The 21,976-nt window shown below is 46.3% G+C and carries 29 protein-coding genes and 2 pseudogenes; all 31 read left to right on the forward strand.

Annotation, left to right across the window (positions count from 1 at the left end):
* Nucleotides 1-8: 8 nt before the first annotated feature.
* Entirely contained in the window at nt 9-590 is a 582-nt protein-coding gene (locus tag ABGT88_RS05635) for a hypothetical protein (RefSeq protein WP_346700906.1), read from the forward strand.
* A 123-nt stretch (nt 591-713) separates the two neighbouring features.
* On the forward strand, nt 714-1,484 hold the full coding sequence (locus ABGT88_RS05640) for a hypothetical protein (protein ID WP_346700908.1): 771 nt from the start codon (nt 714-716) through the stop codon (nt 1,482-1,484).
* A 109-nt stretch (nt 1,485-1,593) separates the two neighbouring features.
* On the forward strand, nt 1,594-2,199 hold the full coding sequence (locus ABGT88_RS05645; protein ID WP_346700910.1) for a hypothetical protein: 606 nt from the start codon (nt 1,594-1,596) through the stop codon (nt 2,197-2,199).
* Nucleotides 2,183-3,811: a hypothetical protein gene (locus ABGT88_RS05650; protein WP_346700912.1), complete on the forward strand. Its 1,629-nt coding sequence runs from the start codon at nt 2,183-2,185 to the stop codon at nt 3,809-3,811. Before ABGT88_RS05645 ends, ABGT88_RS05650 begins: the two co-directional genes overlap by 17 nt.
* A gap of 333 nt (nt 3,812-4,144) precedes the next feature.
* Nucleotides 4,145-4,447, forward strand: coding sequence for a hypothetical protein (locus tag ABGT88_RS05655; RefSeq protein ID WP_346700914.1), 303 nt, complete (start codon nt 4,145-4,147; stop codon nt 4,445-4,447).
* Nucleotides 4,444-4,677 carry a hypothetical protein gene (locus ABGT88_RS05660; protein WP_087425022.1) on the forward strand — a complete coding sequence of 78 codons (234 nt, stop codon included), beginning with the start codon at nt 4,444-4,446 and terminating at the stop codon, nt 4,675-4,677. The genes ABGT88_RS05655 and ABGT88_RS05660 overlap by 4 nt, the downstream gene beginning before the upstream one ends.
* Entirely contained in the window at nt 4,670-4,918 is a 249-nt protein-coding gene (locus ABGT88_RS05665; protein WP_346700917.1) for a hypothetical protein, read from the forward strand. Before ABGT88_RS05660 ends, ABGT88_RS05665 begins: the two co-directional genes overlap by 8 nt.
* A gap of 109 nt (nt 4,919-5,027) precedes the next feature.
* Nucleotides 5,028-6,113: a hypothetical protein gene (locus tag ABGT88_RS05670; protein WP_346700919.1), complete on the forward strand. Its 1,086-nt coding sequence runs from the start codon at nt 5,028-5,030 to the stop codon at nt 6,111-6,113.
* A gap of 8 nt (nt 6,114-6,121) precedes the next feature.
* A complete protein-coding gene (locus tag ABGT88_RS05675; RefSeq protein WP_346700921.1) occupies nt 6,122-6,355 on the forward strand; it encodes a hypothetical protein in 234 nt (77 codons plus the stop codon).
* Nucleotides 6,352-7,716, forward strand: coding sequence for a hypothetical protein (locus ABGT88_RS05680; RefSeq protein WP_346700923.1), 1,365 nt, complete (start codon nt 6,352-6,354; stop codon nt 7,714-7,716). Before ABGT88_RS05675 ends, ABGT88_RS05680 begins: the two co-directional genes overlap by 4 nt.
* A complete protein-coding gene (locus tag ABGT88_RS05685) occupies nt 7,700-8,524 on the forward strand; it encodes a DUF6712 family protein (RefSeq protein WP_346700925.1) in 825 nt (274 codons plus the stop codon). Before ABGT88_RS05680 ends, ABGT88_RS05685 begins: the two co-directional genes overlap by 17 nt.
* Nucleotides 8,525-8,548: 24 nt before the next feature.
* Complete coding sequence (locus ABGT88_RS05690) at nt 8,549-9,295, forward strand: hypothetical protein (RefSeq protein ID WP_346700927.1); 747 nt, start codon at nt 8,549-8,551, stop codon at nt 9,293-9,295.
* The gene (locus tag ABGT88_RS05695) at nt 9,285-9,779 is read left to right on the forward strand and encodes a hypothetical protein (protein WP_346700929.1); all 495 of its coding nucleotides are present in this window, start codon (nt 9,285-9,287) and stop codon (nt 9,777-9,779) included. Before ABGT88_RS05690 ends, ABGT88_RS05695 begins: the two co-directional genes overlap by 11 nt.
* Entirely contained in the window at nt 9,766-10,239 is a 474-nt protein-coding gene (locus ABGT88_RS05700) for a hypothetical protein (protein WP_087424608.1), read from the forward strand. The genes ABGT88_RS05695 and ABGT88_RS05700 overlap by 14 nt, the downstream gene beginning before the upstream one ends.
* Nucleotides 10,240-10,337: 98 nt before the next feature.
* Nucleotides 10,338-10,556: a DUF2442 domain-containing protein gene (locus tag ABGT88_RS05705; protein WP_346700931.1), complete on the forward strand. Its 219-nt coding sequence runs from the start codon at nt 10,338-10,340 to the stop codon at nt 10,554-10,556.
* Nucleotides 10,557-10,700: 144 nt separating this feature from the next.
* Nucleotides 10,701-11,192 (forward strand): hypothetical protein, encoded by a 492-nt coding sequence (locus tag ABGT88_RS05710; protein WP_298663035.1) that lies wholly within the window; start codon nt 10,701-10,703, stop codon nt 11,190-11,192.
* Between the two features lie 8 nt (nt 11,193-11,200).
* Nucleotides 11,201-11,584, forward strand: coding sequence for a helix-turn-helix transcriptional regulator (locus ABGT88_RS05715; protein WP_346700932.1), 384 nt, complete (start codon nt 11,201-11,203; stop codon nt 11,582-11,584).
* A gap of 6 nt (nt 11,585-11,590) precedes the next feature.
* Nucleotides 11,591-12,025 (forward strand): hypothetical protein, encoded by a 435-nt coding sequence (locus tag ABGT88_RS05720; protein WP_346700933.1) that lies wholly within the window; start codon nt 11,591-11,593, stop codon nt 12,023-12,025.
* A gap of 328 nt (nt 12,026-12,353) precedes the next feature.
* Complete coding sequence (locus ABGT88_RS05725; RefSeq protein ID WP_346700934.1) at nt 12,354-12,641, forward strand: hypothetical protein; 288 nt, start codon at nt 12,354-12,356, stop codon at nt 12,639-12,641.
* Nucleotides 12,638-12,871 carry a hypothetical protein gene (locus ABGT88_RS05730; RefSeq protein WP_346700935.1) on the forward strand — a complete coding sequence of 78 codons (234 nt, stop codon included), beginning with the start codon at nt 12,638-12,640 and terminating at the stop codon, nt 12,869-12,871. The genes ABGT88_RS05725 and ABGT88_RS05730 overlap by 4 nt, the downstream gene beginning before the upstream one ends.
* Nucleotides 12,864-13,112, forward strand: a complete 249-nt coding sequence (locus ABGT88_RS05735) for a hypothetical protein (protein WP_346700936.1) — start codon at nt 12,864-12,866, stop codon at nt 13,110-13,112. Before ABGT88_RS05730 ends, ABGT88_RS05735 begins: the two co-directional genes overlap by 8 nt.
* A 109-nt stretch (nt 13,113-13,221) precedes the next feature.
* Nucleotides 13,222-13,917, forward strand: a complete 696-nt coding sequence (locus ABGT88_RS05740; RefSeq protein WP_346700937.1) for a hypothetical protein — start codon at nt 13,222-13,224, stop codon at nt 13,915-13,917.
* 109 nt (nt 13,918-14,026) lie between these two features.
* The gene (locus ABGT88_RS05745; RefSeq protein WP_346700938.1) at nt 14,027-14,359 is read left to right on the forward strand and encodes a hypothetical protein; all 333 of its coding nucleotides are present in this window, start codon (nt 14,027-14,029) and stop codon (nt 14,357-14,359) included.
* Nucleotides 14,360-14,362: 3 nt separating this feature from the next.
* Nucleotides 14,363-15,784, forward strand: a complete 1,422-nt coding sequence (locus ABGT88_RS05750) for a hypothetical protein (protein ID WP_346700939.1) — start codon at nt 14,363-14,365, stop codon at nt 15,782-15,784.
* A gap of 376 nt (nt 15,785-16,160) precedes the next feature.
* Nucleotides 16,161-16,364 (forward strand): annotated as a pseudogene (locus ABGT88_RS05755) (hypothetical protein); the annotation flags it as partial.
* Nucleotides 16,350-16,553, forward strand: a pseudogene (locus ABGT88_RS05760) (DNA adenine methylase); the annotation flags it as partial. The pseudogenes ABGT88_RS05755 and ABGT88_RS05760, both read left to right, overlap by 15 nt.
* Before the next feature lie 215 nt (nt 16,554-16,768).
* Nucleotides 16,769-17,383: a hypothetical protein gene (locus ABGT88_RS05765; RefSeq protein WP_346700940.1), complete on the forward strand. Its 615-nt coding sequence runs from the start codon at nt 16,769-16,771 to the stop codon at nt 17,381-17,383.
* Between the two features lie 7 nt (nt 17,384-17,390).
* Nucleotides 17,391-17,978 (forward strand): N-acetylmuramoyl-L-alanine amidase, encoded by a 588-nt coding sequence (locus ABGT88_RS05770; protein ID WP_346700941.1) that lies wholly within the window; start codon nt 17,391-17,393, stop codon nt 17,976-17,978.
* Nucleotides 17,975-18,673, forward strand: a complete 699-nt coding sequence (locus ABGT88_RS05775; RefSeq protein WP_346700942.1) for a DUF6808 domain-containing protein — start codon at nt 17,975-17,977, stop codon at nt 18,671-18,673. Before ABGT88_RS05770 ends, ABGT88_RS05775 begins: the two co-directional genes overlap by 4 nt.
* Nucleotides 18,674-19,369: 696 nt before the next feature.
* Entirely contained in the window at nt 19,370-19,927 is a 558-nt protein-coding gene (locus ABGT88_RS05780; RefSeq protein ID WP_346700943.1) for a type II toxin-antitoxin system antitoxin SocA domain-containing protein, read from the forward strand.
* Between the two features lie 14 nt (nt 19,928-19,941).
* Nucleotides 19,942-21,894 carry a hypothetical protein gene (locus ABGT88_RS05785; RefSeq protein ID WP_346700944.1) on the forward strand — a complete coding sequence of 651 codons (1,953 nt, stop codon included), beginning with the start codon at nt 19,942-19,944 and terminating at the stop codon, nt 21,892-21,894.
* The last annotated feature ends 82 nt before the right edge of the window (nt 21,895-21,976 follow it).

The raw sequence follows: 21,976 nt of genomic DNA on the forward strand, positions 1-21,976 counted from the left end.
CACTTATTATGCCAGAATGTCTTAATATCCAGAAATCGCTCGGGTGGTGCCAAGGCACCCCCGTGCTTCCCGGTGTACGCCGCCGGTTGTACTACATTTCAAAGTCTGAAATAGTAGAATGGCCTACTTTGGCTCGCGACGAGAATGGGAGAGCCACTTCGGCAGAACTGACCGGAAATTTTGAACTCAACGCAGACTCGAAATGGAAGTACATCGACCATCTTCCCGAGAAGGCACAGCTCACGAGCGAGGCACAGGGCGAAGTGCCCAGCCAGACGCAGCTCAACAAGTTGACGATTGTGCACCCGGGTGTAGGAGCCGAGGCTTCGGCAGCTGCGTCCTACATCAACAATAACGACAACGTCTATCTCGTGCAGGACATGTCCGACCGCTGGAGAGTGGTTGGCTGTGAACGCTGGCAGACGAAGTCTACCGTCGCTCAAGACCTCGGTCAGGGGCCTACCGGAACAGCCTCTACTACCATTTCGGTCGAGGCTACCGATGAGACTCCGGCTCCCTTCTACAAAGGTAAAATTGAAACAGAAGATGGTGATTTCATGGCCGATGGATCGGAAGTTCCTGGTGAGTAATTAAAAAGTGGTCGAGAGTATGGAAGGATTAGGACGGACTCCTGAACGATGTGCCGGAGAATAACTTCGATACTCTCGATTTTTTTTTCTGACGGAATAATTTGATATAGAAATATTTGAATTATGGACCAAAAACTAACTGAATCCTTACAAGAATGGCTCGCTACTCCCCATGAGCAACGAGACTATGAAAAGGGAAACCTCTATCTTCTCCGCTTGTGTGGTAACAAAATTCAGTATCGCAATCTCTCTGTAAATCCGGCCAAACATGCCGAATACATTATTCGCCAGATCCAGAAATACTTCAACTTCAGGGTGCAGGCCTTCACCCATGAGCAGGTGAAACAGATGGAGGCAAAGGTAGAGAAGATTGTCGAGAAACACCTTTCGCTCAAGGATTCGAACCAGGTGGCCGAGTTCAAGAAGGGGAAACGAGCCGACCACGATTCGCTCCCCGAGGATATTCAATCGCTATATGTCGAGAATCTGGGCATCACACAGCGTATGCGCGATGTGCATACAAGGCTCCGGCTGCTCTCGACCGAGGAGTCACCGTGCCCCGATAGCGAGCGATATCCCTTCCTGCAGGAGTTGATTGCGCTCGACAAGAAACTGCACGACAACTGGGAGCGATACGACCACTATTCGCCTGAGGCTACCGCTAAAACCGTGGTACAGCAACCCTCCGATTCGGGCGCTCCGTCCGATGCTGCCAGCAACGAAGATGTCCAGGATCGAAAGCGCAATCTTATGCTGACCAACCTGGCGAAGGGGCGCTACAAAAAGAACCCAAGTCCAGAATTAAAGACCAAAATTCTCGAGTACTATGAGCTCATCAAGGAGCCTCCGGCCAAGTTGACCACCGAATTGAAACAATTGGGCGTCCTCGAATAGGGGGAGCCAGCTATAAGCTCCGTACACCGGCGGCGACCGTTGACATGGTAGGGCCTCCGGTGTACGGGCATAAAAAAAATAAACTGATGAATGAGGGAAACCCATGCCCATGCCCAACACTTTAGAAATATGCCAGCGCGACCTCTTTACTGCCGAGGCCGAGCTCAAGGAGAAGTACGACGATATTACTGTGAATCGTCTGCTTCGACTGCGCGATATGTACGCATGGGTAGTGGCCAATCCCGACGCCAAAGACCGGCAGTTCGTCGATACCCTTATGGAGCGCTACAAGGTTTCACAGGCGTCGGCATACTCCGACCTTGGCATCATCAAGGCGATGATTCCCCGCATAACTGAGGCATCGCGTGATTACCACAGGTGGCGTGCTAACGAGATGCTGCTCGAAACCTACCAAATGGCCAAGAGTCTCAAGGACACCAAAACTATGGAGAGGGCGGCTTCCAGTTACGCCAAGTACAACAAGGTAGACATCGAAGACGAGCGGGCTATGCCTTATGACCAGATTGTGGTGCAGCCATTCACCGCCACCGACGACCCATCGGTACTCGGTATCAAGCCTATCCCCAATATCAATGAGAAAATCAAGGAGATGCTCGACAAGTATCGGAAAGAGACTATCGACATCGAAGATATAGAGTTCGAGGAAGCTGACCTCGAGGAAGAAGAACTGTTTGGCGATGGAAACGGGAAATAAGGTCTATTTCAATACCCCGCAGCGGCTCACCCAGCTCATCGGAGCCAATACTACGGTAATTGTTGCCGGGCGTCGTACAGGCAAGACCGATAGCATTGCCTCACCGTTTGTGTTGCGCAACATGCAGCGCATGCCAGGCTCTACTGGCGGCATCGTGGTACCTACGTTCAAACACGGCCTCACGAACACTCTCCCGGGGCTATTCGCTGCCTGGAAGCGCTGGGGCTTCATCAACGGCGTGCACTACGTCGTGGGCCGTCGACCGCCGAAGACTTTCGCCAAGCCTATCACCGAACCGGCCGATTATGAGCACGTCATCTCCTTCTACAACGGCTCGGTAGCCATCATCATATCGCAGGACAGGCCAGGTTCGTCCAACTCGCTCACCCTCTCCTGGGTACTCGTCGATGAAGCCAAGTTCATCGACTACAAAAAGCTCAAGGAAGAGACACTCCCAGCCAATGGCGGAATCAAATCCTATTTCGGGGCTCACTCCTGTAACCACTCACTGATGATTTTGAGCGACATGCCACAGACTCAAAAAGGGTCGTGGTTCCTGCATTACAAGGAGAAGATGGACGTCGAATTGATAGATACCATCAAGGCGACCGTCTTCGAGATATGGAAGATCAAGAACCGCATTCGTGAGCTTAAGAAGGCCGGAAAGCCGGTGCCCAAGTATTTACAAGGCTATATCCGACGTCTCGACACTAATCTCAACAAAATGCGCTCGGTGGCTGTCTATTACCGAGAGTATTCCTCCATCGAAAACCTGCAACTGCTGGGCGAGAACTACATCAAGCAGATGAAGCGCGACCTCACGCCCAAGACCTTTCAGACATCTATTCTCTGCCAGCGTATCGGCATCGCTAAGGACGGGTTCTATTCATCGATGAAGGAGGCCCACAAATACAACGACAGCGATTTCGAATATCTCGACTCGCTGGGCTACGATTTCGACCCCACGCTGCTCGATAGCCGGGCCGACAAAGACGTGAACCCGCTGGAGCCTATCTGTATAGGCATGGACTACAACGCCAACATCAACTGGATAGTGGCCGGGCAGCCTTCGGGGCGTCGATTGAACGTCCTAAAGTCATTTTTTGTTAAATATGAGCGTAAGATTCCCGCACTTATCGAAGACTTTTGCTATTATTACAAAAATCACGAAAACAAGACCGTGGTCTACTACTACGACAGCACTGCTCTCGGATCCAATTACGCCATCAATGAGCAGGATTTTCACTGGGTGGTGTGCCACGAGTTCCAGCGACATGGTTGGGAGGTCATCGATTTTTACCTGGGTAATCCCATGCGACACGATGAGAAATACCTGCTCATAAATCAAGGGTTCGCAGGCAAGCAGCGGTTAATGCCTTTCTTCAACCGCCAGAATAACGATGACCTCATTCTTGCGATACAATCTGCCGGCGTATCGCGCGGGCGGAACGGGTTCCGGAAAGATAAGGGTGGGGAAAAGCTCGAAGAGTCTGAGGAATCCCTGCTCGAGCACCGCACCGACGGTACCGATGCTTTCGATACCTTGTACATTGGGTGCGAAAAGTTTCCGCAGAATGCCTTGTATCGCTATTCTACGAACGGAATAACATAAATTCGATTCATAAATTCAATGACTTGCGAAGTCCTGGCTCGTGAGAGTCGGGGCTTTTTTATGGGAAATATTTGGTAGTGTCGAAAAGAACCCCCATATTTGTAGTGCCAAATCACAAGAGCGTATGCTCTCCGGTAGGGTCTCGGTTAACGGCTCAATACGAAATTGGGCCATTTTTGTGTCCATCATCGCCATAGCAGTATGGCATGTTATACGAAATGACGGCTGTCTATCCCGGTTGAATTTTTCCCTACGGAAGAGCTCTTGTGTTTTGGCGAACAACGGGACATGGCAGCCGTTTTTCTGCCTATAAACGCCAAATCACAAGAGCTTATGGACACAAACAAATCCATCGCGATTCGGGGAACAGTCTCCCCGTCGCGCGTCGAACGCAGAACCTACGCGTTCGAAAATTATCTAATCCGGTTTTTTGAGCGGGAGCTCGAGGTCAAACTCACCCGCCGTGAAATGTGGCGAAGCGTCCGTTTCGTCGCTTCGTTGTTTATCTTGTTGTTCGCCCTGGCCACAGGCGAGCCTTTGCTGGCCTTGCCGGCGCTCGCACTGACAGCCTACGCCTATCTGGGAGTGGCCGGTATTACGGCCCGGTTCTCGGCAGAGAAAGGAGGTGAGCGATGAAAGTTCACACGATAAAGTTCACCAACGACGACCTGATTGTTCGGATTACCCGTTACCCGGCCGAAGAGCCGGCGAAAGAACCGTCGGTAGAGATAGAGGTAGAATCTTCTGCTCTCCCTCGCTCGCTCGTTTGGTTAGACCGAGAGTCCCAGGTGCCCGTATTCAAGGAGATGATCGAGGAATATATCGAAATGTTTCACCTAACGAAGGAAGGAGAGAATCATGAATAAGCAAGAGAAGGAGGTTTCGTTGCAGAACCTCGTAGAACAGTATTTACAGGAGTGGGTGCCGGCCGCCGCTCTCACCGACGAGGGGGCCGTCGTTCGTACCACCGACGATATTTTGCGCGACCTGGACGATATGGCCGATTTAGTGCCCAACGATGTCGCGATGACCATGCTCTCGTTCGGTTTTCGCTCGGCCTATTATCCTGATGGGCGACATGGTTGGTTGATGAAGCCCGTAAAATAGCCAATAACCTACATACAATTTACGGAGTCCCGGCTCGTGAGAGTCGGGGCTTTTTTGTCTTTTTGAGTACTGCCGCATACTCCTATTTTTGGACACAAATAGAAGGCGTATGATAGTAAGACTCAATACTTGGTTTAGTGATATTATTTTCACCTCGGCATTCCCGGATCTTGAACTGGTTTCTGACCAGGGCTGGGAGCGCATCGAACTTTGGGCAGGTGAACAATCGATATTCTCTGTCTACCTTTGTGCAAACGAAAATGGTCTTATTTATTTGTCCGATTTAGGGCAAGTAATGGAGCAATACCTTATTGAGAATCAGCTTTCATTTGCATCTTTTTCTCTTCGAGAGAGTCCAGAACGCCCAGAGAACCCTTTTCGTCGTGATTTTGTGGCGATCTTTTCCAACTATTTTATGGACGATTATGCCCAGCCGTTTATCGAGGGAAATTTTCTGACTACGTTGTCCGCGAAACAAATATCTTCGTCGGCATACGATCTGGTCTCTTTCATTTCAAAGAAAGGTGAGGATATCACTATTCGCCATCATGTTGTATTCTATGTCGATGGGATTCTCGCAACGATGGACTGGGCAAATGAGGAGATAGAGGAAAAGGATATTGCACTGCATAATATCCATGTATCTGCCCAGGCTTATGTACATAAAATTCAAGAATCATATCCGGGCAAAGAGATAAAGCTCCTCTCCTTCTCGGTGTCGGTCGGGCCTCGGAATATTACCTATTACGTCACTGATCGGAAGAATCTCACCCAGATGATTTTTCTCAACGCTTTCAATGTGTTCGAGCTTTTCGAAATTCAGGGGATTACCACCGCAAAGACAACTGTCGAGAGAGATTCGGCTGTAATCAACCGCCGGGAGACATTCTACGACCGGACAATCGAAAAAAAATATGAGGTCCAAACTTCAGCTCTTTCTTCCCCGGTGAAGGACTGGGTGGAGCAATTCCTTTTCTCGCCTCTCGTGAAGATGTTCGACTCCGACGCCGATTCTATCAATGAGATGACAGAGGTCCTTATCACTGAATCTACTTGCGAAATCAGTAACTCGAACACAGAGCTAAACAAAGTGAAATTTACCTGGAAATATGCCGATGTCTATCCCAGGATAAATTCAACCAAGAGGAAAACAGAAGGCTCTTTTTCGCAGCAGTTTGAATTCCAGTTTAAATAGTGTTGTCTATGGCACGTTCTATTCACATCAATACCATGCGGGAAATGCTCAAGGCTGGTGATCCCGTCGATATAACTCTTTGGACAAAATCCGGCCAGATCCAGCACTGGCACAACTGCATTTCTCTGCGCTATGACTTCTACAAGGGAATACGCCGCGTGAAGCTGCTCGATAGCCGGGAGATTCGCACCGTGCGCGATGTTTGCATATTCGAAATTAACAACTTAACCGTTTTCTTATGAACGACTACGACCCCATAAATTACACCAGCATCGACGATATACCAGGCCTTCAGGCGAAGGCCCTATTCTCGTCGGAATTGAGCAAGACCGAATTTCGAGAGTCGGGAGAAATATCTCCCGTGCCCATTGACGACAACCACATGTATATGCCCTGGGGTGCCGACGACCAGATGCCATACTATATTCTCGAGATGATAGAACGAGACGAGACACTCTCTACCTGCCAGATGTTCAATGCTGAAATCTGCTACGGGTCGGGGCTGCTCTACAACGCCGATGTTTGCACCGACGACGTAAAGGAGGAGATAGACAACTTCTTCGTGGGCAATAACATACCGGCGAGCTTCTTGGGCGTATGCCAGGATTTGAAATACTTTGCATTCTGCGTCAACGTGATAATTCTCAACGGTGACGGTTCGAAGATTTTGAGGCTGATTCGCAAAGAAGCCTGCTACTGCCGTTTGGGCGTGGCTGATGCCAATGGCCGAATCGATAAACTCTATTACGCGAATTGGAGAAACAGCAAACCTATGGCGAAACAGGTAGAGGACATCGAGCTGCTCGACCTGAATGCTCCTCTCTACGACCTGATGGTGCGAATGGGCCGAATGCCCGGCGACGACGGACAGACCCGTATGCGCACCACCACCCGCAAATTTGCCGTGCTCACCAAGGTGCCTACTCCCGATAATACCTATTATCCGATACCCTATTATGCCTCACTTTTCCGGGGACGGTGGTACAACATCAAGCGGCTTATTGGTCTGGCCAAGGAGGCCAAACTCAAAAACTCAGCCCCCATCAAATACCACATCGAAATTTCCGACAAATACTGGGAGGGAGTATTCCGGGCTGAAGGCATCACAGACCGAGCCAAACGGCAGGCGAGGGTAGTCGAGGAGAAAAAGAAGATACTCGACTTCCTCACCGGTGTCGAAAACAGCGGCAAGGCCTGGTTCTCGCAGTTCTACACCAATCCAAATGGCGACGTGGTGCACGACGTGGTCATCAACAAGATAGAGACTGACAAGGAGGGAGGCGATTGGGCCTCTGATATCATCGAGGCCGTGAACATGATATGTTTCACTATGCGGGTGCATTCCAACCTGGTCGGTTCTGTGCCCGGAAAAGCTCAGACCAACAACAGCGGGAGCGACAAGCGCGAGCTCTACACAATCGCCCAGGCATTGCAGAAGCCCTATCACGATTTGCTCTTTACGGTGCACAAGCTGGTCATTCGCTTTAACGGGTGGAAGGGGGCATTCCCCGACTGCCCCTTCATCATGCTCACGACACTCGACGAAAAAACCGATGCAAAAACTGTAACCACTAATACGCCTCCCTATGATAATCCTGAATGATGAAGACTTGCGGCGTTTCATTCCGAACGTCCTGATCACGGTAGATGGCGAAGATACTCTCTACGAGAAGATAGAGCCAAACATGGTGATAGCAGAGGCTTCGCTCTGCAACATATTCCTCGGCCCCGATAGAATGGCCCAGCCCATGCAGATGACCGACACCCTGCGGAATGCCGCGTCGGTCTATGTGGCCAACGAGGCATTTCGTATGGCTGTGCCATCGCTCGACCTCGTGCTCACGCCTAACGGCTTCGGCATCGTGAACAACCAGAATGTCGTACCGGCCTCGAAAGAGCGTATCGAGCGGCTGCTCTTCTCGCTGGCACGTATGCGCGACAAGGCAGCCTCGACCATGGTGATAGAGCTGGCCTCAATAGAGGGTTATGCCGATACCCCACAAGGGAAGGAGTTCGCCTCGTCTCTGTTCCTACCCCTGGAGACCCACCTGGCTGGGCTCGCCGACCCCGAAAAGCAGTTCTGGAATGAATATCTGCGAATCCGTAACCTGGCCGCACCTATCGAGAATGAGGTAGCCGACGAGTTCGTCTCGCCCGAGCTGATGGAGCGGCTGCGATTGGCTCCCTTCGAGAAAGGCTCTGAATATGCCCTGCTTGGGGGGCGGGTACGTCGCATCATCGCCCGGGCGATAGAGAGCGGGAAGCTCGACAATCGGGCACTCACCGATGTGGTGAATTTCATACGAAGCAATCCCGACAAATATCCCGAGTGGCACAGCTCGAAGACGGCCGAGCTATTCGATCCGCCAGTGTTCTACAACGAGAAGGAAAGCTCAGGATTCTGGTTTTGACATTTTTTTTAATTATATATAGCTATGAATATTGTTGCGATTTATTTACCACACAACTGGGCAGAGCTAACCGACCGCCAGCTTTACTACCTCTACAACCTGTACAGCGACAATCTGTCGATTGTGCAGATTCGAACCTATTGTTTCTTTGCTTGGGCGAAAATGCAGGTGCTGAGCCAATGCGGTGAGCATGAATACATGGTGAAGCACCGGGGCGAGACCTTCAAAATGAGCAGCGAAATGATTGCCGATGCCGTGCACGCGCTCGATTGGATCGATGGTTATCCACGATACCCGGTGCGAATCTCGCACATAGGCAGGCATAAGGCGCTGCCTCGCGATTTCGAGGGGGTTCCCTTGCGGAAATACATCTATTGCGATAACCTATACCAGGGCTACCTGGCGACGCAGAAACAGGAGTTGCTCAATGAGATGGCCGAGATTCTATATAGTGCTAAAAATATCAAGACCAACACCGCCGAGAAGCTCTCGATATTCTATTGGTTTGCCTCACTCAAGGAGATGCTGGCGCAACAGTTTCCCTACTTCTTTCAACCGGCCGACGAGGTCTCAACTGACGACCTGCTCTCACAGGGTGCCCCGCTTGGGAAGCGGTTGCAGGACGCCATGAATGCCACCATTCGAGCCTTGACCAAGGGAGATATAACCAAGGAGAAGGAGGTTCTCGATATGGATACCTGGAGGGCGCTTGCAGAGCTCGACGCCCAGGCAAGAGAATACGAAGAAATGCAACGGAAATATGGAAAGTAAGTCATTCAACTGGGACGCTGCCGACTTTTTCCGGCGGTTGACCGAGAGCAACAAACTCGCGCGGAAGCACGGTTTTCGCTTTTGCCTGGTCAGTAGCCTCGAAGGCTTCGAGGAAGCTCTCGCCAATATGCAAAACACCACCGCCTTCGTGTGCGTGAGTGATATCTCCTCAGGCTCTACCGATTTGACCAATAGCCCGCATACCGTTCGGACAAAAACGGTATTCTTCGCCGTGCGGCATAAAATCGACGATATGAAGGCCCGCATGGAGGCCTTCGACTTGCAACGGGAAATTTTTCGGCAGTTCATGTCGAAGCTGATTCTCGAGAGTACGCGCCTCGCCGAGAACCGTATCTTCATCGACCAGAAAATCCGATTCAGCGAGATAGACAAATATTTCTTTTCTGGCTGTGCCTGCTCCTTTTTCAACATATCCGTGAGTACATACACCGATTTAAGAGTCAACGACGATGAATGGGAATAACATAACTGAAGAAAAAGCTCTTGAAGAACGGGCCAAATTTGTCGGCGGGTTTAACGGGACGATGATCGATATCTGGAAAGAGAAGATTGTCGATATGGGGGTTATAGATACCGGGGCCCTTCTCGATTCGGTGACATCTCTTCCTGTGCGGGCCGACGGCCGTTTCATAGAGGTAACTCTTATCCAGCAATTCCTGGAGTATGGTTTATGGCAGGACTATGGAACCGGAAAGGAAGTCTGGCGGGGAAATCCCGGGAATATATATCCTGGGCAAGAGGGACGGAAGAAAGTAAGAGAGCGTCGCCGATGGTTCTCCTGGAAATATTATGCTTCGGTATTTAAGATGCGTGAATTTATTGCCGATAACATAGGCCGTGAGTTTATCGGTGTCATGTCCGATATTTTCGACGAAAAGCGTATGAAAGAGTCCACCGAATTTTATAAGAATCACCCTTTGTGATTGTGCCTCAAAAAACAGCTCGGAAATTTGCAGGATATAAATGTATATCTTAGATTTATCTCACTTATCGAACATAGGTGAGATAAATTTGTTATAGTATGGAAGTGAAAAAATTATGGTTTGAGAATGATAGGATTTATATCCTCACGGCTGAAGGTAAAACCTTATGGCAGTCGTTGCGGTGGTATCCTCGGCTCCTTCATGCGAGCGACTCACAGCGGGAGAAATACAGTATCGACGCGATGGGAATACGCTGGGAAGAGTTGGACGAGGACGTCTCTCTCGAGAGTTTTGAGTACGATACCCCCGAGCCGTGAGGTGTTGCACGTCTGTAAAGGCATGTAAATTATTCTTTGCACCGAACATCTGATAAACCCTAAAAAATTCACTTTTTTGTTAAGTTTGTTTGGAAAACGCGATATCTTACTATATATTTGCACTCCCAATCGTTGTATAATTATATGGGAAAACTTGAACTGGTAATAGAGTCTGAGAATATTAGTATTTATTCTCCAAAATTTGATGGGGAGACTATGACCGAGTTCGAGAAATTCATGTATAACAATAAAGATCTATCTTATCCTCAACTGAAACAAGATTTCGATGCTATCATTAGTACTATTAAGAAAATGGCTGATGATTGTGGTGCGAGAGACAACCTATTTAGGTTGGAAGGAGGAAAAATTAAAGCCATACCACTCTGTATTTGCCGTAGAAGTCGGTCTATTGGGACGTTGCGATTATATTGTATTCGGATATCGGATAAGATACTTGTTATAGGGAATGGAGGCATAAAGAAAACTAAGACTTTTCAAGAAGATCCGGCTCTACTCGGTATAGTAAACCAACTCAGGCAGATTGAACGTCAGATTTTTGTTGAATCCAAAAAAGCCCATGTTGGATACTATGACTTCGCTAAAATGAAACCGATAATTGAAACTATCACCATTTAAGTATAATTATGAAGAAGAACCCACTATTTGAACAATGTGTTGCAAATGTTGCTCCTGAGGTGATGGCGGAGGTAAATCTCAACATTGACATTGCAAACAGAATTTATGACCTTATTAAGGCCAAGAACATGACTCAGCACGAGTTTGCTTCTCGCATGGGTAAACGTGATTCAGAAATCTCAAGATGGCTAACAGGAACTCATGGTTTTACAACTGCGACTCTTGCTAAGATTTCAGCAGTTCTCGGGGAGCCTATCGTTGAGGTTCGCCGAGAATCGAAAACTAAGTATATCTTTATGTCAATGCCTTCTTGTAACAGTTTGATGGAGGTTTCTGACAATAGCTATACTAATAGCAAAATTAACTCATGTGTTATTTCATACGAAAACTAATTCATTATGGCAGAGAGTAATGTAAATATTCAAATGAGACTTACTTCTGTAAATGAAGTGAGTTTTATGATGTCACTGGGCAAGATTACTGAAGAGGTGCTTCCCGAAAATATAAAACTTGGTTTCTCTAGCCAGATTCAACCCGAAGTGGAGAATAATAAGATTGCTCTAATATTCGGTGTCAAGTACGAATTGAAGGAAGATGAACTTCTTGAGTGTGTATATCGCTTTGAATTTGAAGTGAGTAACCTAGCTCAATTCGTTACTATAGAAGATAATGATAGCATCACGATTACATATATCATGCCTTATCTTATTAATGTGGCAATTGGTACCATGCGAGGTATCTTAGTTGTTAAAACGGCTGGGACGAATCTTTCGAAGTACCCGCTCCCTATAATTGATTCGATGCAATTGGCACGAACTCTGTCAAATTCTTAAGATTGTTAGATAATACAAGATTTACTCCTAAAAAGCATCGGACAAAATCCGATGCTTTTTTTGTGCTTTCTATTGCTTTTCTCGAAAAGAACCCCCATATTTGTATTGTCCTACATTTTGAGAAAGGCGAGATGGCTCGCCAATTAGTTTTGTTGCGGGCATTTTTTATGCCCATAGCTTAGCTATATAAGCATAGGTTCCGACCCCCGTGTGGAGCGTTAATGCGCCCACTGCCTTTCTCAAGGTGTAGGACAACGGGAAAGCGGAACCTTTTTTGTTCCCTTCCCGTCTTTCAAAATATATTGTTTCATTTTAATGTCCTACAAAAATGAAGAATCCAGTTGCAATGCCTGTATCGCAGGCAAGGGAAGGGCGAAAAACATCGGCCCTCGAAAATTACCTAATCCGATTTTTTGAGCGGGAGCTCGAGGTCAAACTCTCCCGCCGTGAAATGTGGCGAAGCGTCCGTTTCGTCGCTTCGTTGTTTATCTTGTTGCTCACCCTGGCCACCGGCGAGCCATTGCTGGCCTTGCCGGCGCTCGCACTGGCAGCCTACGCCTATCGGGGAGTGGCCGGTATTACGGCCCGGTTCTCGGAGAAAGGAGGTGAGCGATGAAAGTTCACACGATAAAGTTCACCAACGACGACCTGATTGTTCGGATTACCCGCTACCCGGCCGAAGAGCCGGCGAAAGAACCGTCGGTAGAGATAGAGGTAGAATCTTCTGCTCTCCCTCGCTCGCTCGTTTGGTTAGACCGAGAGTCCCAGATGCCCGTATTTAAGGAGATGATCGAGGAATATATCGAAATGTTTCACTTAACGAAGGAAGGAGAGAATCATGAATAAGCAAGAGAAGGAGGTTTCGTTGCAGAACCTCGTAGAACAGTATTTACAGGAGTGGGTGCCGGCCGCCGCTCTCACCGACGAGGGGGCCGTCGTTCGTACCACCGACGATATTTTGCGCGACCTGGACGATATGGCCGATTTAGTGGCCAACGATGTTGCGATGACCATGCTCTCGCTCGGTTTTCGCTCGGCCTATTATCCTGATGGGCGACATGGTTGGTTGATGAAGCCCGTAAAATAGCCAATAACCTACATACAACTCGTGAAGTCCCGGCTTGTGAAAGTCGGGGCTTTTTTGTCTTTTTACGATTCGTCGTTCGTCCATATTTTTGAGGAAAAACAGAAATACTATGGCTCAAATCGACGAAATCAAAGCGAAAATCAAAGCACTCCGTGCAGAAACCGAAGCGAACAGCATCACTCCCGACAGTCTCGGGCTTATTCTTGACGATATGGCTTCCTTGATTGGCAGCCAAAATTCAGGCCCTATCGGAGTGGCATCACCATACATCGACATCACGCTGAAAATAGAAGATGGGAATCTTGTCCTGTATCCGGTAGAGTACCTCCCGGCTGGGGTGGACGCCTCGACGTTTGAAATTCGCCTGATGCGCCATGTCTCTACGAGGGATAGGAATGTTGACAAAAAAGGATACCGAAGAGTGGCGGGCTGGCGAATCCCGCAGAATGTGAATAACCCAAAATCACGATTCCAATTTTACCGATGGCCCTATATGCCTGGAGCCGCAACCCTGATTTCAAACTCGCCTGATGAAATAGGAAAACAAGTCGTGGAAGACAATTTCCCGAATATCATTGTTCACTATGGTCGATATAAGCAAGAGTTCATCTTTACAGAGACCCCGTATGATGACTCTCGAGAACAGATTGTCGTTCGCCAGTTTGGCCTGGCTGTATTCGACGGGAGAACTCGGATTTCAAATATCGCCAGATTTTCACTTCGAGTTGTCAGCAATGATACAGCCGATGGCGTTGGTTTTTCATTCACTTTTGAAAAAGGGAAAAGGCTGAAGGAGAATATATGAAAAAAGGCCCAAAGACTTTTCCGTCGGGCCTACACAAGGACTTTTCACTTACGACTGCCCAAAGATATATCCATCGGGCTATGACAAAGATACTTATTATATATGAAATATGACAGAAATGGAGGAAAAATATTCATGGGAAGGGATAAAATTTGAGCTCACCTTCAGCGACCTGGAGGGGCACCCAATATCCCCCGAGAGCGTTAACTTTCTATTCATCTATCGAGACGAAGCCGGGAAGTCGTGCATCATCTCGCAGCATGGAGATGAGCGCGAAAATTGCATCTTCCGTGATGGCAAGCTGTTCGGCATCTTCGAACCGAATACATTCCGACGGGGGATTCTCATCGTAGAGCGACGTTTCCTCCAGGAGGATTCTGATTTCGAAAAAGGATATTGCCCGTACGGGAAGAAAGAAGCTACAAATATCAAAATTGTATAATGTATGGAACCATACAACTGTACAGTAGCTCATGAGCGAGTAATCGTACCGGAGGCTACTGCCGTGAAAGAATCTGTCGTAGTACCAGAAGTCCCCAGAATAAATAATTCCGTAGTCGTTCCAGCTATTACCTCATATAGATCGAGACCGCCGTATCGTGTGGATCCAGAATGGCCTGATTTGGAATTAACCCCTCGGTCCCATGTATGGTTGATTGCATATACGACAGGGGAAGACCCTGATTATGACCTAACATTCTGGATATATGACCAAGTAATCGAAGTGGATTGGGGAGACGGTACCACGGAAATATTGAATGGCAGGGAGGAACCTGGATATCATATCTGCAGGCATAAATTCAAAGAAGGAACGGGGACTTTTGACTCTCACGGCGAAAGGTTCTGGCACGTGGACTTGTATGTCAAAGAGGACCATGCCGTTTATAATGCCATAGAACTTTCTCCTGTCTATAATAATGTGAAATCCAATTCGAAAGTGAAGGCGGTTTCGATAAACAAAAACGGTTTATACTCTTATCTGATATTGAATTGGGCACAGAATACGGCCGTCAATTGGATAGAATATGTCAGAGTGATCGGAAAACATATTCTTAAAGCGGATACGCTCAGATCGGTATATCTCCATGAGATAAGATATGATTCGGAGGATATAGCGTTCGACGAATTGCCCGGGAATACAGTCTCTAAATTGTTGGGGCAATACCCTTTCGATGTTTTCAATTATAAAAATATAAAGGCATACAGGGGTGCTGTATTTTCATTTATATATGCCCCCAATCTGTTGAATTATAGATATGATTTGTCAAGATTTAATTTTTTGGAGATTTCCAATCTCTTCGAGCAGAATATAGTGGTAACCGAAGTTATATTACCGACCGATTCGGAACGAGTTTGGACAAGTATGATGTATACGTTCTCGGGGTGTAACGCTTTAAGAAAGATCGTATTCCCGGAGAATCGGGAATTGTTTGATTATGTAAATGATTTGGTAAGCGCTTTTTCCGGGTGCATAAATTTGCAGGAAGCGATAAATTTCCCCACTACCATTGGAAGGAAAGCGACCAAATTAAATGCGAACGGATTTAACAACTGTCCGAAACTGTCCATTTCATTTGGGACGTCTGAAACTAAATTGAATGTATTTAGTTCGTCTGTTTCGGCCATATACGGATTGCAATTTAGTAAAGATTCCCCGTTTGGCTCCCAATCTGGAGGAGCTCATATAAATATCAACGGATCTAAATTCGAATATGGAGCTATAATGGAAGTATTCGAGCAACTGCCGGATTTCAGCGGTCAGTCACAGAGAATTATAAATATTACCAATAATCCTGGTACTCATGAACTTACGGAGGAAGATATAAAAGTAGCTACGGATAAAAATTGGCAAGTAATAGGAGCTTGAAAAATGATACGGGAAAAAGCGAGAGAAGGATATTTGTTGGTATATAAAACAGATGAGTATATCACGGTTACTCCGGCTGTTTCAGCCCCTGACGGGACCGATTTGTCTTGCTGGGAGGAACTCCCAGAGAAAGAGGCAAGAGAATTAGAACTGGAGTTTAACGAAAACCGCAAAATATAGGCATGTAAAGGTTCTGCAGGAGCCAAAGAGGACGGGGATAAAAAATGCCCCGGCCTGTTAATAGTCATCTCACCTACATATTAACACATACACGCCACAAGTGCGTAGCCGGGGGCAAATACCCAGACTACACTTGTGGCTGTTTTTGTATGTGTATGTAAGTGAGATATTGCAAATGTACTATTTTTTTGTTGAAATGAAAGTTATCGAACTGTTGAAATTGAATCGGGAATTGCTGACAATCTGCCAAGCCGCTGGTGTACGCCTCGACGACGTGTGCTACATCGAGCTGTACAACGATTATGCCCGGCTGCTGGCCAATGGTGAGAAAACCTCCTATATCGTAGCTGTGCTGGCCGAAAAATACAATGTGTGCGAACGCAAGGTCTTGACCATTCTCGCCGACCATTCGTTTGTTTATTTCACATCAAACAAGTCCTCTATACTCGAATTGTGTGAATGGATAGGCACAAACAAGAGCGTCGGGAACCCTTTTGACGGTTGTACGAAAGCCGAGTTCAATGCCCACATGAACTACAATGCCACCTACACTGACATGATGTTGTACAAGCAGCACGTTGCTGCCTAATGAAGTCCCCATATAATGGGGTTGCATTATCATATTAAAAAGTGTAGGCGAAGACGATGGGCAGATCAATATAATTTGCGGGGTCCTGGCTCGTGAGAGCTGGGGCTTTTTGTCTTTTTACGATTCGTCGTTCGTCCATATTTTTGAGAAAAAAAATTTAGTATAGTTCAAATCGGCGAAATCAAAGAGAAAGCAAATCAAACACACGGAAATATATGGAATATTTGGCTGCCATCATCACGGCAATAGGCACCATCATCACGACGGTGTTAAGCATCTATATGAAGTCGACTCAGAAGTCGCGGGACAAGGTTACCGATCTGAAAATCGAAGCCTTCAAGAATGAGCAGGAGGTGATATACAAACGCAGGAACGATAGCTCCTCTATCGTGTTCGGCGAGTTGTGGAATATCCTCTACCTACTGAAGGCCGACCGGGTCTATATTGTGCAGCCTCACCCCTTGGGGAATGAGTGTATGCTATCGGTTTACTATGAGGTGAAGCGCAAGGGCGTGGAAGGAATGCGCGACAAGATCCACAGCCTGAAGATGGCAGAGGTGGCAAGGTTTAGCGCCGATATGAGCAAGAATCTCTTTATGTACATCTCTAACATCGACGAGCAGGTCGACGATAGATATGCGAAGGCTTTACTGTCGTCTTGTGGGTGCCATGCCGCTATCATCAAGCGGCTCAACGACAATAAGTACGACTGGGTGGGGAGTATCTTTGTCGAGTTTACGAGCGATAATATCCCACTCGAGAGCGAGGCTCGCCCCATTCTGCACGATGCCGCCATGAATATTCAATACCTTTTACCCGAATACAAATAATGCCGCTATGAAAATAATCCTCGACAACGGCCACGGCCGTGAAACAGCTGGGAAATGTTCGCCTGATGGGCGTCTCCTGGAGTATGCTTACACCCGAGAAATTGTGCGCCGCATTGCGGCCGAGTTGGAGTCCAGGGGGCTCGATGTCTCTCGGCTCGTCCCTGAACAGGAGGATATCCCTCTCAAAGAACGAGTATCGAGAGCAAACAAGCTATACCAGGAAGCCGGGAAACAGGCGATCCTTATATCGGTTCACGTCAATGCCGCCGGGCAGGGTGGGGAATGGCTCTCGGCCAAAGGCTGGGAGGCTTGGACGAGTGTCGGGAACACGAAAGCCGACGACCTGGCCTCTTGCCTGTACGAGGCGGCCGGCGCCGCCGGCTTCAAGCTCCGGAAAGATGAGACAGACGGAGATCCCGACAAAGAGGGCCATCTCTACATCTTGAAGCACACCCTTTGCCCGGCCGTGCTCACCGAGAACCTGTTCCAGGACAATCGTGAAGAGGTCGATTTCCTGTTGAGCGACACCGGCAAAAAGGCGATTGTCGATTTACATGTCGCCGGGATTGTTCACTATCTCGATAGCCTCACATGAAAGCTCTCCCTTGGATATTCGTCGGGGTTCTCCTCATTGTGGCGCTATGGGGCTGGCTTCGCCCCATCGGACCCACTCTCGAACTGGATCGAGAGAGAGATACCGCCACTTTCTTCGATACGGTTCCTTATTATCTTCCTGTCCCTCGGGATAGCCAGGTGGTGAGATATGTCGTAGTGCGGCTTCCGTCCGCTTCCATCGATGGGCATCGCGCCGGTGGCCCCTCTCTGAAAGCCGACACCGCACGCATGTCGTTGGCTGGCAGTGATAGCCTCTACCAGGGCATCGGCCAACATGCCGCCGACAGTTCGTCCTTCTCGCCGGAAGCCGGTGACACGCTTCTCTTCCGTTTCGCTGGTCAGGCAGCCGGCTCCGAAATCTCACGGGCTGAAGCCGTCGGCGAAAAGCGTTTCGTTTCCGCGCGTTCGACACCAGCCGTTTATCTGCCCGATAGTATAGAGGTGGCTATCCCCATCACGCAGAAGGTGTATGGCGATAGCACATTTACCGCCTATGTCTCAGGTTTTCGGCCGAGCCTTGACAGCATTTTCTTATATCCGAGGACTCAGGTTGTCACCGTGCGCGAAAAACCTCGGAGATGGAGCCTTGGGGTCGGTGCCGGTTATGGCCTTACCCCTCGTGGCTTTCAGCCCTTTGTCGGGGTCTCGGTTAGCTATACCCTTTGGAATTTCTGATAGTTGTTTTTTAGTTTGTGTAAAGGGGTATCCCTCCGAAGCCGTCTGCTTGTGAAAGTGGGCGGCTTTGTGTATAAGTAAGAGGAGAGGTACCGCCCATCGAGAAGGTCGCACCTTCTTCTCTACCGTTCGGCGGCGCCCTCCCCAGCACCTCGCTGGCACCGTACCCCGGCAGGGAGCCTTTGGGCATATTCCGAACCAGCGACTGGGGGAAGGCTCTCTCGTTCCGCAGGGCAGTAGGGGGAAGGTTTGACTGAAAAAAAGGGAAAAATTCCCTTTTTGAATCCCTAAGAAACTGTTTTATAGTGAAATAGAGTTTTGAAGGCTGGAAAATTGTTCGAGAAGGATAAAAAATAATAGGATAAAGTGCCGGTTTATGCCTGAATATTAGTTATTTATATTAAGGTCGCTCTTTGATACTTTATGTGTGATTTTGTGTAAAGGTTCTGAATTTTGTTACTGTATATTTTACAAATTAAGGAACATTACTTATTATATTATCAATATAATGATATAACTAAAAATAAAAATATCTATATTTGCAACAAACACATGACAATTATTATAGCTTAAATAGTATGATTTGCTCTGTCCAACAAAGATATAAGGGCAATATAAATTTTATTATAATGCCATAGTTTGTGACCCTTTTCATCGTATTATTGTTCTCGTATAATAAAAGTACAAAAAGGAATTATGATAGGGATAGTAGAAAAAACACAAAAAAAAATAAAGGCTTTTGACTATATGCTCCAACTTTTTGAGGAGTGGAGAGATGATCATAAAACGATAAAGGGCAAACCGTTGTCTAAACTCACCGCCTTGAAATTGTTATTTTTGACGGCAGCTCCTAAGAAAGATAAGGGTGATGATCTTTTGGATATATTTGATAACTTTTATGCCATGCCCTATGGCCCGGTGGAGAGTGATGTATATAATGTAATTCAAGCAAATACATTGCCTTCATATGTTGCTGAGTATAAAATTATTAAAAGGCGGGAAGGTGGAGAGGATAACTCCTCAGAATATGCGGGTTCTGAATTTGAAAATATACGAAATGCCGTTAATGCTCTTCGCGCAGAGAATGAAAAACTTATCGAATTAAACGCCTTCGACCTGGTAGCGATTACTCATAGATGGGATAGTTGGAATCGGGCAATGGATTTCGCAGAATTTATGGGACAATTGAGTGCTAAGATGCCAAAGGATTCAATTCGCAAGGATTCCAATAAACGGTTTAGTCTTACTGATTAAATTGGAGGGGAATAATGGAATTGAAGAAATGCTATGAAAAATATGTGGCTGAGTTTGGTAATGAGAAGTGGAGCCATATAGATTATAGTGATAGTGAAGCATGTCAAGATTTTTATAATAGAATCCAAGATTTCATAGAATTTAGTTTTATACATCTTACTCGATCAATTCTTTCCGGGGAGTATATAAGAGAGGAAGAATTTGGTACAGTATTAGATAAGTTTAAACAGGAATTAGCGGATATCCCTAATCCTCCAGTAGGACCAATTACAACACTTAAAGACCGTATTCAGCTAGAAGTCTTTTATTTAGGAGCTTCGTTGTTCAATGCGTTAGCGTCTTATGAATCATTCTTTTTTCTTGTTAGGAGCAAATATAAAAAGGCGGACTATGAAAATAGCAATGTTTGGCTGAAAAGGTTATTCCGGAAGACAGATAGGCAATCGTTACTTGAGACATTTTACAATATTGCAATTCCTATATGCCAACAAGAGTATTATTTGTTTATTGATGAAGGTCAAGCTTATAAAATTTTGGAGTTAAGAAGTTCCATTGAGATGATGGTTCAAAATACCTCTGTTGGAGTAAAAGAAATATATACATTATTACTGCAAAAGACGGCATATATACTCCGTAGAGTGAGAAAAGAGCCTCTTAGATATGTTACTTCAAATTTCAAGGAAGAAAAAATTCCGACTAATGATCTTGATATAGGCGATTATTCTTTATTTGAGAAGAGACCTGTTCCAGATAAAGATAATATTAGAATAGCTCCATTTGTTTCCAAAATGGAGATGTATAGGACTTCTCTAAAGAGAGAAAATCAAATTAAGTTGATGGACAATCTTATTGCTGAGTTTAAAAGAGTATATGGTGCATATAAGAGTGATCCTAAGCATGGAAAAAGTGAGCTGGAGAAAATTAGTGATGAGTTCTCCTGGGATTCTGTATATAATTATCTTTATAATTGTCGATTTTCTTTTCTTACTCGGGTAAAAAAAGATATTAAGCTGAAGGAAATAAAAGAGGAATTAAGAGTTATTGAAGATATACAGGCAGAGACTTCTATACGAAATTTTCACCCTTACGAGAAAGCTATTCAATCCATTATTGATTGTATCCAGAGACATATTGATATGGAAGATATCAATGATCATTTAATGGAGGATAAATTCTCGGAGTTAGAACGATTGATTTCCTTATATAAAGAATGTATAAAATGGTGTAAATCACATGCTTTTGTTGCATATCAACTGCCGTTTGAAGAGTCTTGTGTATATTCGGAAAAATATGAATTGAATTTGTTTGTGCCATCGCCATTTGTTAATAACGATAATTATGATGCGTTGGCTAAGCGTGCAGATTCTTATGAACAGCAGTACAAATCGCAGAAAATGATATATGCGGTTACTAAGGAGAAGGTGGAAATCGATAAGATTAAATCATCTATTAAAAATACCGATAAAAAAGCATTTGATTTGATCGCTATATTTACTACTGCAATAACTTTTTTGTTTGGAATAGTAAATATATTTATTGCGAATGATGAAATAAATCTTCCATTACTCATTTGTAACACAATGGGATTGGGCGTGCTGTTGATTTTGTTTATGTGTTTGTATCTTCTTGTATCTCCGGTCTTAATACAACAATTACCATGGAAACAGTATATAATGACTAGACGGTTCTATTTTGGAATTGTTGCTATTGTAATATACGGGGTATTAACCGGTTTCCTTTATACAAAATTTGACGAGATGGGTCGTAAAGCGGAGGAAGAAAAAGCAAGGATAGAGGCCGTAGAAAATGAAGAGTCGGGAATTAAGGAAGAGTCTGCTACAAATGAAGAAGCCGCAGTAAAGGCGGAAGAGAAGGTTAAGGAACCGTTCTATAAAGGGAAAGACTCTGAGAAGAGTGCGCCCATTCAACAAGAATTAGAAGCAACTCAGTATAAAGAGAAAAAATAATATAGATTCCGACTTGATATCGGATATCATTACGAATATCGGCTGTCTTTCCTGTTCATTTTTTTGCGCTCGGCGCATCAAG

Origin of the sequence: Barnesiella sp. An22 (genome assembly GCF_963931395.1) — a bacterium.
In the GTDB taxonomy this organism is placed as follows: Bacteria; Bacteroidota; Bacteroidia; order Bacteroidales; family Barnesiellaceae; genus Barnesiella; species Barnesiella merdigallinarum.

What these genes read in the sequence shown, in the direction of transcription:
- ABGT88_RS05635 (WP_346700906.1), top strand. Translation starts at nt 9, where the DNA reads ATGCCAGAATGTCTTAATATCCAGAAATCGCTCGGGTGGTGCCAAGGC.
- ABGT88_RS05640 (WP_346700908.1), top strand. Translation starts at nt 714, where the DNA reads ATGGACCAAAAACTAACTGAATCCTTACAAGAATGGCTCGCTACTCCC.
- ABGT88_RS05645 (WP_346700910.1), top strand. Translation starts at nt 1,594, where the DNA reads ATGCCCAACACTTTAGAAATATGCCAGCGCGACCTCTTTACTGCCGAG.
- ABGT88_RS05650 (WP_346700912.1), top strand. Translation starts at nt 2,183, where the DNA reads ATGGAAACGGGAAATAAGGTCTATTTCAATACCCCGCAGCGGCTCACC.
- ABGT88_RS05655 (WP_346700914.1), top strand. Translation starts at nt 4,145, where the DNA reads ATGGACACAAACAAATCCATCGCGATTCGGGGAACAGTCTCCCCGTCG.
- ABGT88_RS05660 (WP_087425022.1), top strand. Translation starts at nt 4,444, where the DNA reads ATGAAAGTTCACACGATAAAGTTCACCAACGACGACCTGATTGTTCGG.
- ABGT88_RS05665 (WP_346700917.1), top strand. Translation starts at nt 4,670, where the DNA reads ATGAATAAGCAAGAGAAGGAGGTTTCGTTGCAGAACCTCGTAGAACAG.
- ABGT88_RS05670 (WP_346700919.1), top strand. Translation starts at nt 5,028, where the DNA reads ATGATAGTAAGACTCAATACTTGGTTTAGTGATATTATTTTCACCTCG.
- ABGT88_RS05675 (WP_346700921.1), top strand. Translation starts at nt 6,122, where the DNA reads ATGGCACGTTCTATTCACATCAATACCATGCGGGAAATGCTCAAGGCT.
- ABGT88_RS05680 (WP_346700923.1), top strand. Translation starts at nt 6,352, where the DNA reads ATGAACGACTACGACCCCATAAATTACACCAGCATCGACGATATACCA.
- ABGT88_RS05685 (WP_346700925.1), top strand. Translation starts at nt 7,700, where the DNA reads ATGATAATCCTGAATGATGAAGACTTGCGGCGTTTCATTCCGAACGTC.
- ABGT88_RS05690 (WP_346700927.1), top strand. Translation starts at nt 8,549, where the DNA reads ATGAATATTGTTGCGATTTATTTACCACACAACTGGGCAGAGCTAACC.
- ABGT88_RS05695 (WP_346700929.1), top strand. Translation starts at nt 9,285, where the DNA reads ATGGAAAGTAAGTCATTCAACTGGGACGCTGCCGACTTTTTCCGGCGG.
- ABGT88_RS05700 (WP_087424608.1), top strand. Translation starts at nt 9,766, where the DNA reads ATGAATGGGAATAACATAACTGAAGAAAAAGCTCTTGAAGAACGGGCC.
- ABGT88_RS05705 (WP_346700931.1), top strand. Translation starts at nt 10,338, where the DNA reads ATGGAAGTGAAAAAATTATGGTTTGAGAATGATAGGATTTATATCCTC.
- ABGT88_RS05710 (WP_298663035.1), top strand. Translation starts at nt 10,701, where the DNA reads ATGGGAAAACTTGAACTGGTAATAGAGTCTGAGAATATTAGTATTTAT.
- ABGT88_RS05715 (WP_346700932.1), top strand. Translation starts at nt 11,201, where the DNA reads ATGAAGAAGAACCCACTATTTGAACAATGTGTTGCAAATGTTGCTCCT.
- ABGT88_RS05720 (WP_346700933.1), top strand. Translation starts at nt 11,591, where the DNA reads ATGGCAGAGAGTAATGTAAATATTCAAATGAGACTTACTTCTGTAAAT.
- ABGT88_RS05725 (WP_346700934.1), top strand. Translation starts at nt 12,354, where the DNA reads ATGAAGAATCCAGTTGCAATGCCTGTATCGCAGGCAAGGGAAGGGCGA.
- ABGT88_RS05730 (WP_346700935.1), top strand. Translation starts at nt 12,638, where the DNA reads ATGAAAGTTCACACGATAAAGTTCACCAACGACGACCTGATTGTTCGG.
- ABGT88_RS05735 (WP_346700936.1), top strand. Translation starts at nt 12,864, where the DNA reads ATGAATAAGCAAGAGAAGGAGGTTTCGTTGCAGAACCTCGTAGAACAG.
- ABGT88_RS05740 (WP_346700937.1), top strand. Translation starts at nt 13,222, where the DNA reads ATGGCTCAAATCGACGAAATCAAAGCGAAAATCAAAGCACTCCGTGCA.
- ABGT88_RS05745 (WP_346700938.1), top strand. Translation starts at nt 14,027, where the DNA reads ATGACAGAAATGGAGGAAAAATATTCATGGGAAGGGATAAAATTTGAG.
- ABGT88_RS05750 (WP_346700939.1), top strand. Translation starts at nt 14,363, where the DNA reads ATGGAACCATACAACTGTACAGTAGCTCATGAGCGAGTAATCGTACCG.
- ABGT88_RS05765 (WP_346700940.1), top strand. Translation starts at nt 16,769, where the DNA reads ATGGAATATTTGGCTGCCATCATCACGGCAATAGGCACCATCATCACG.
- ABGT88_RS05770 (WP_346700941.1), top strand. Translation starts at nt 17,391, where the DNA reads ATGAAAATAATCCTCGACAACGGCCACGGCCGTGAAACAGCTGGGAAA.
- ABGT88_RS05775 (WP_346700942.1), top strand. Translation starts at nt 17,975, where the DNA reads ATGAAAGCTCTCCCTTGGATATTCGTCGGGGTTCTCCTCATTGTGGCG.
- ABGT88_RS05780 (WP_346700943.1), top strand. Translation starts at nt 19,370, where the DNA reads ATGATAGGGATAGTAGAAAAAACACAAAAAAAAATAAAGGCTTTTGAC.
- ABGT88_RS05785 (WP_346700944.1), top strand. Translation starts at nt 19,942, where the DNA reads ATGGAATTGAAGAAATGCTATGAAAAATATGTGGCTGAGTTTGGTAAT.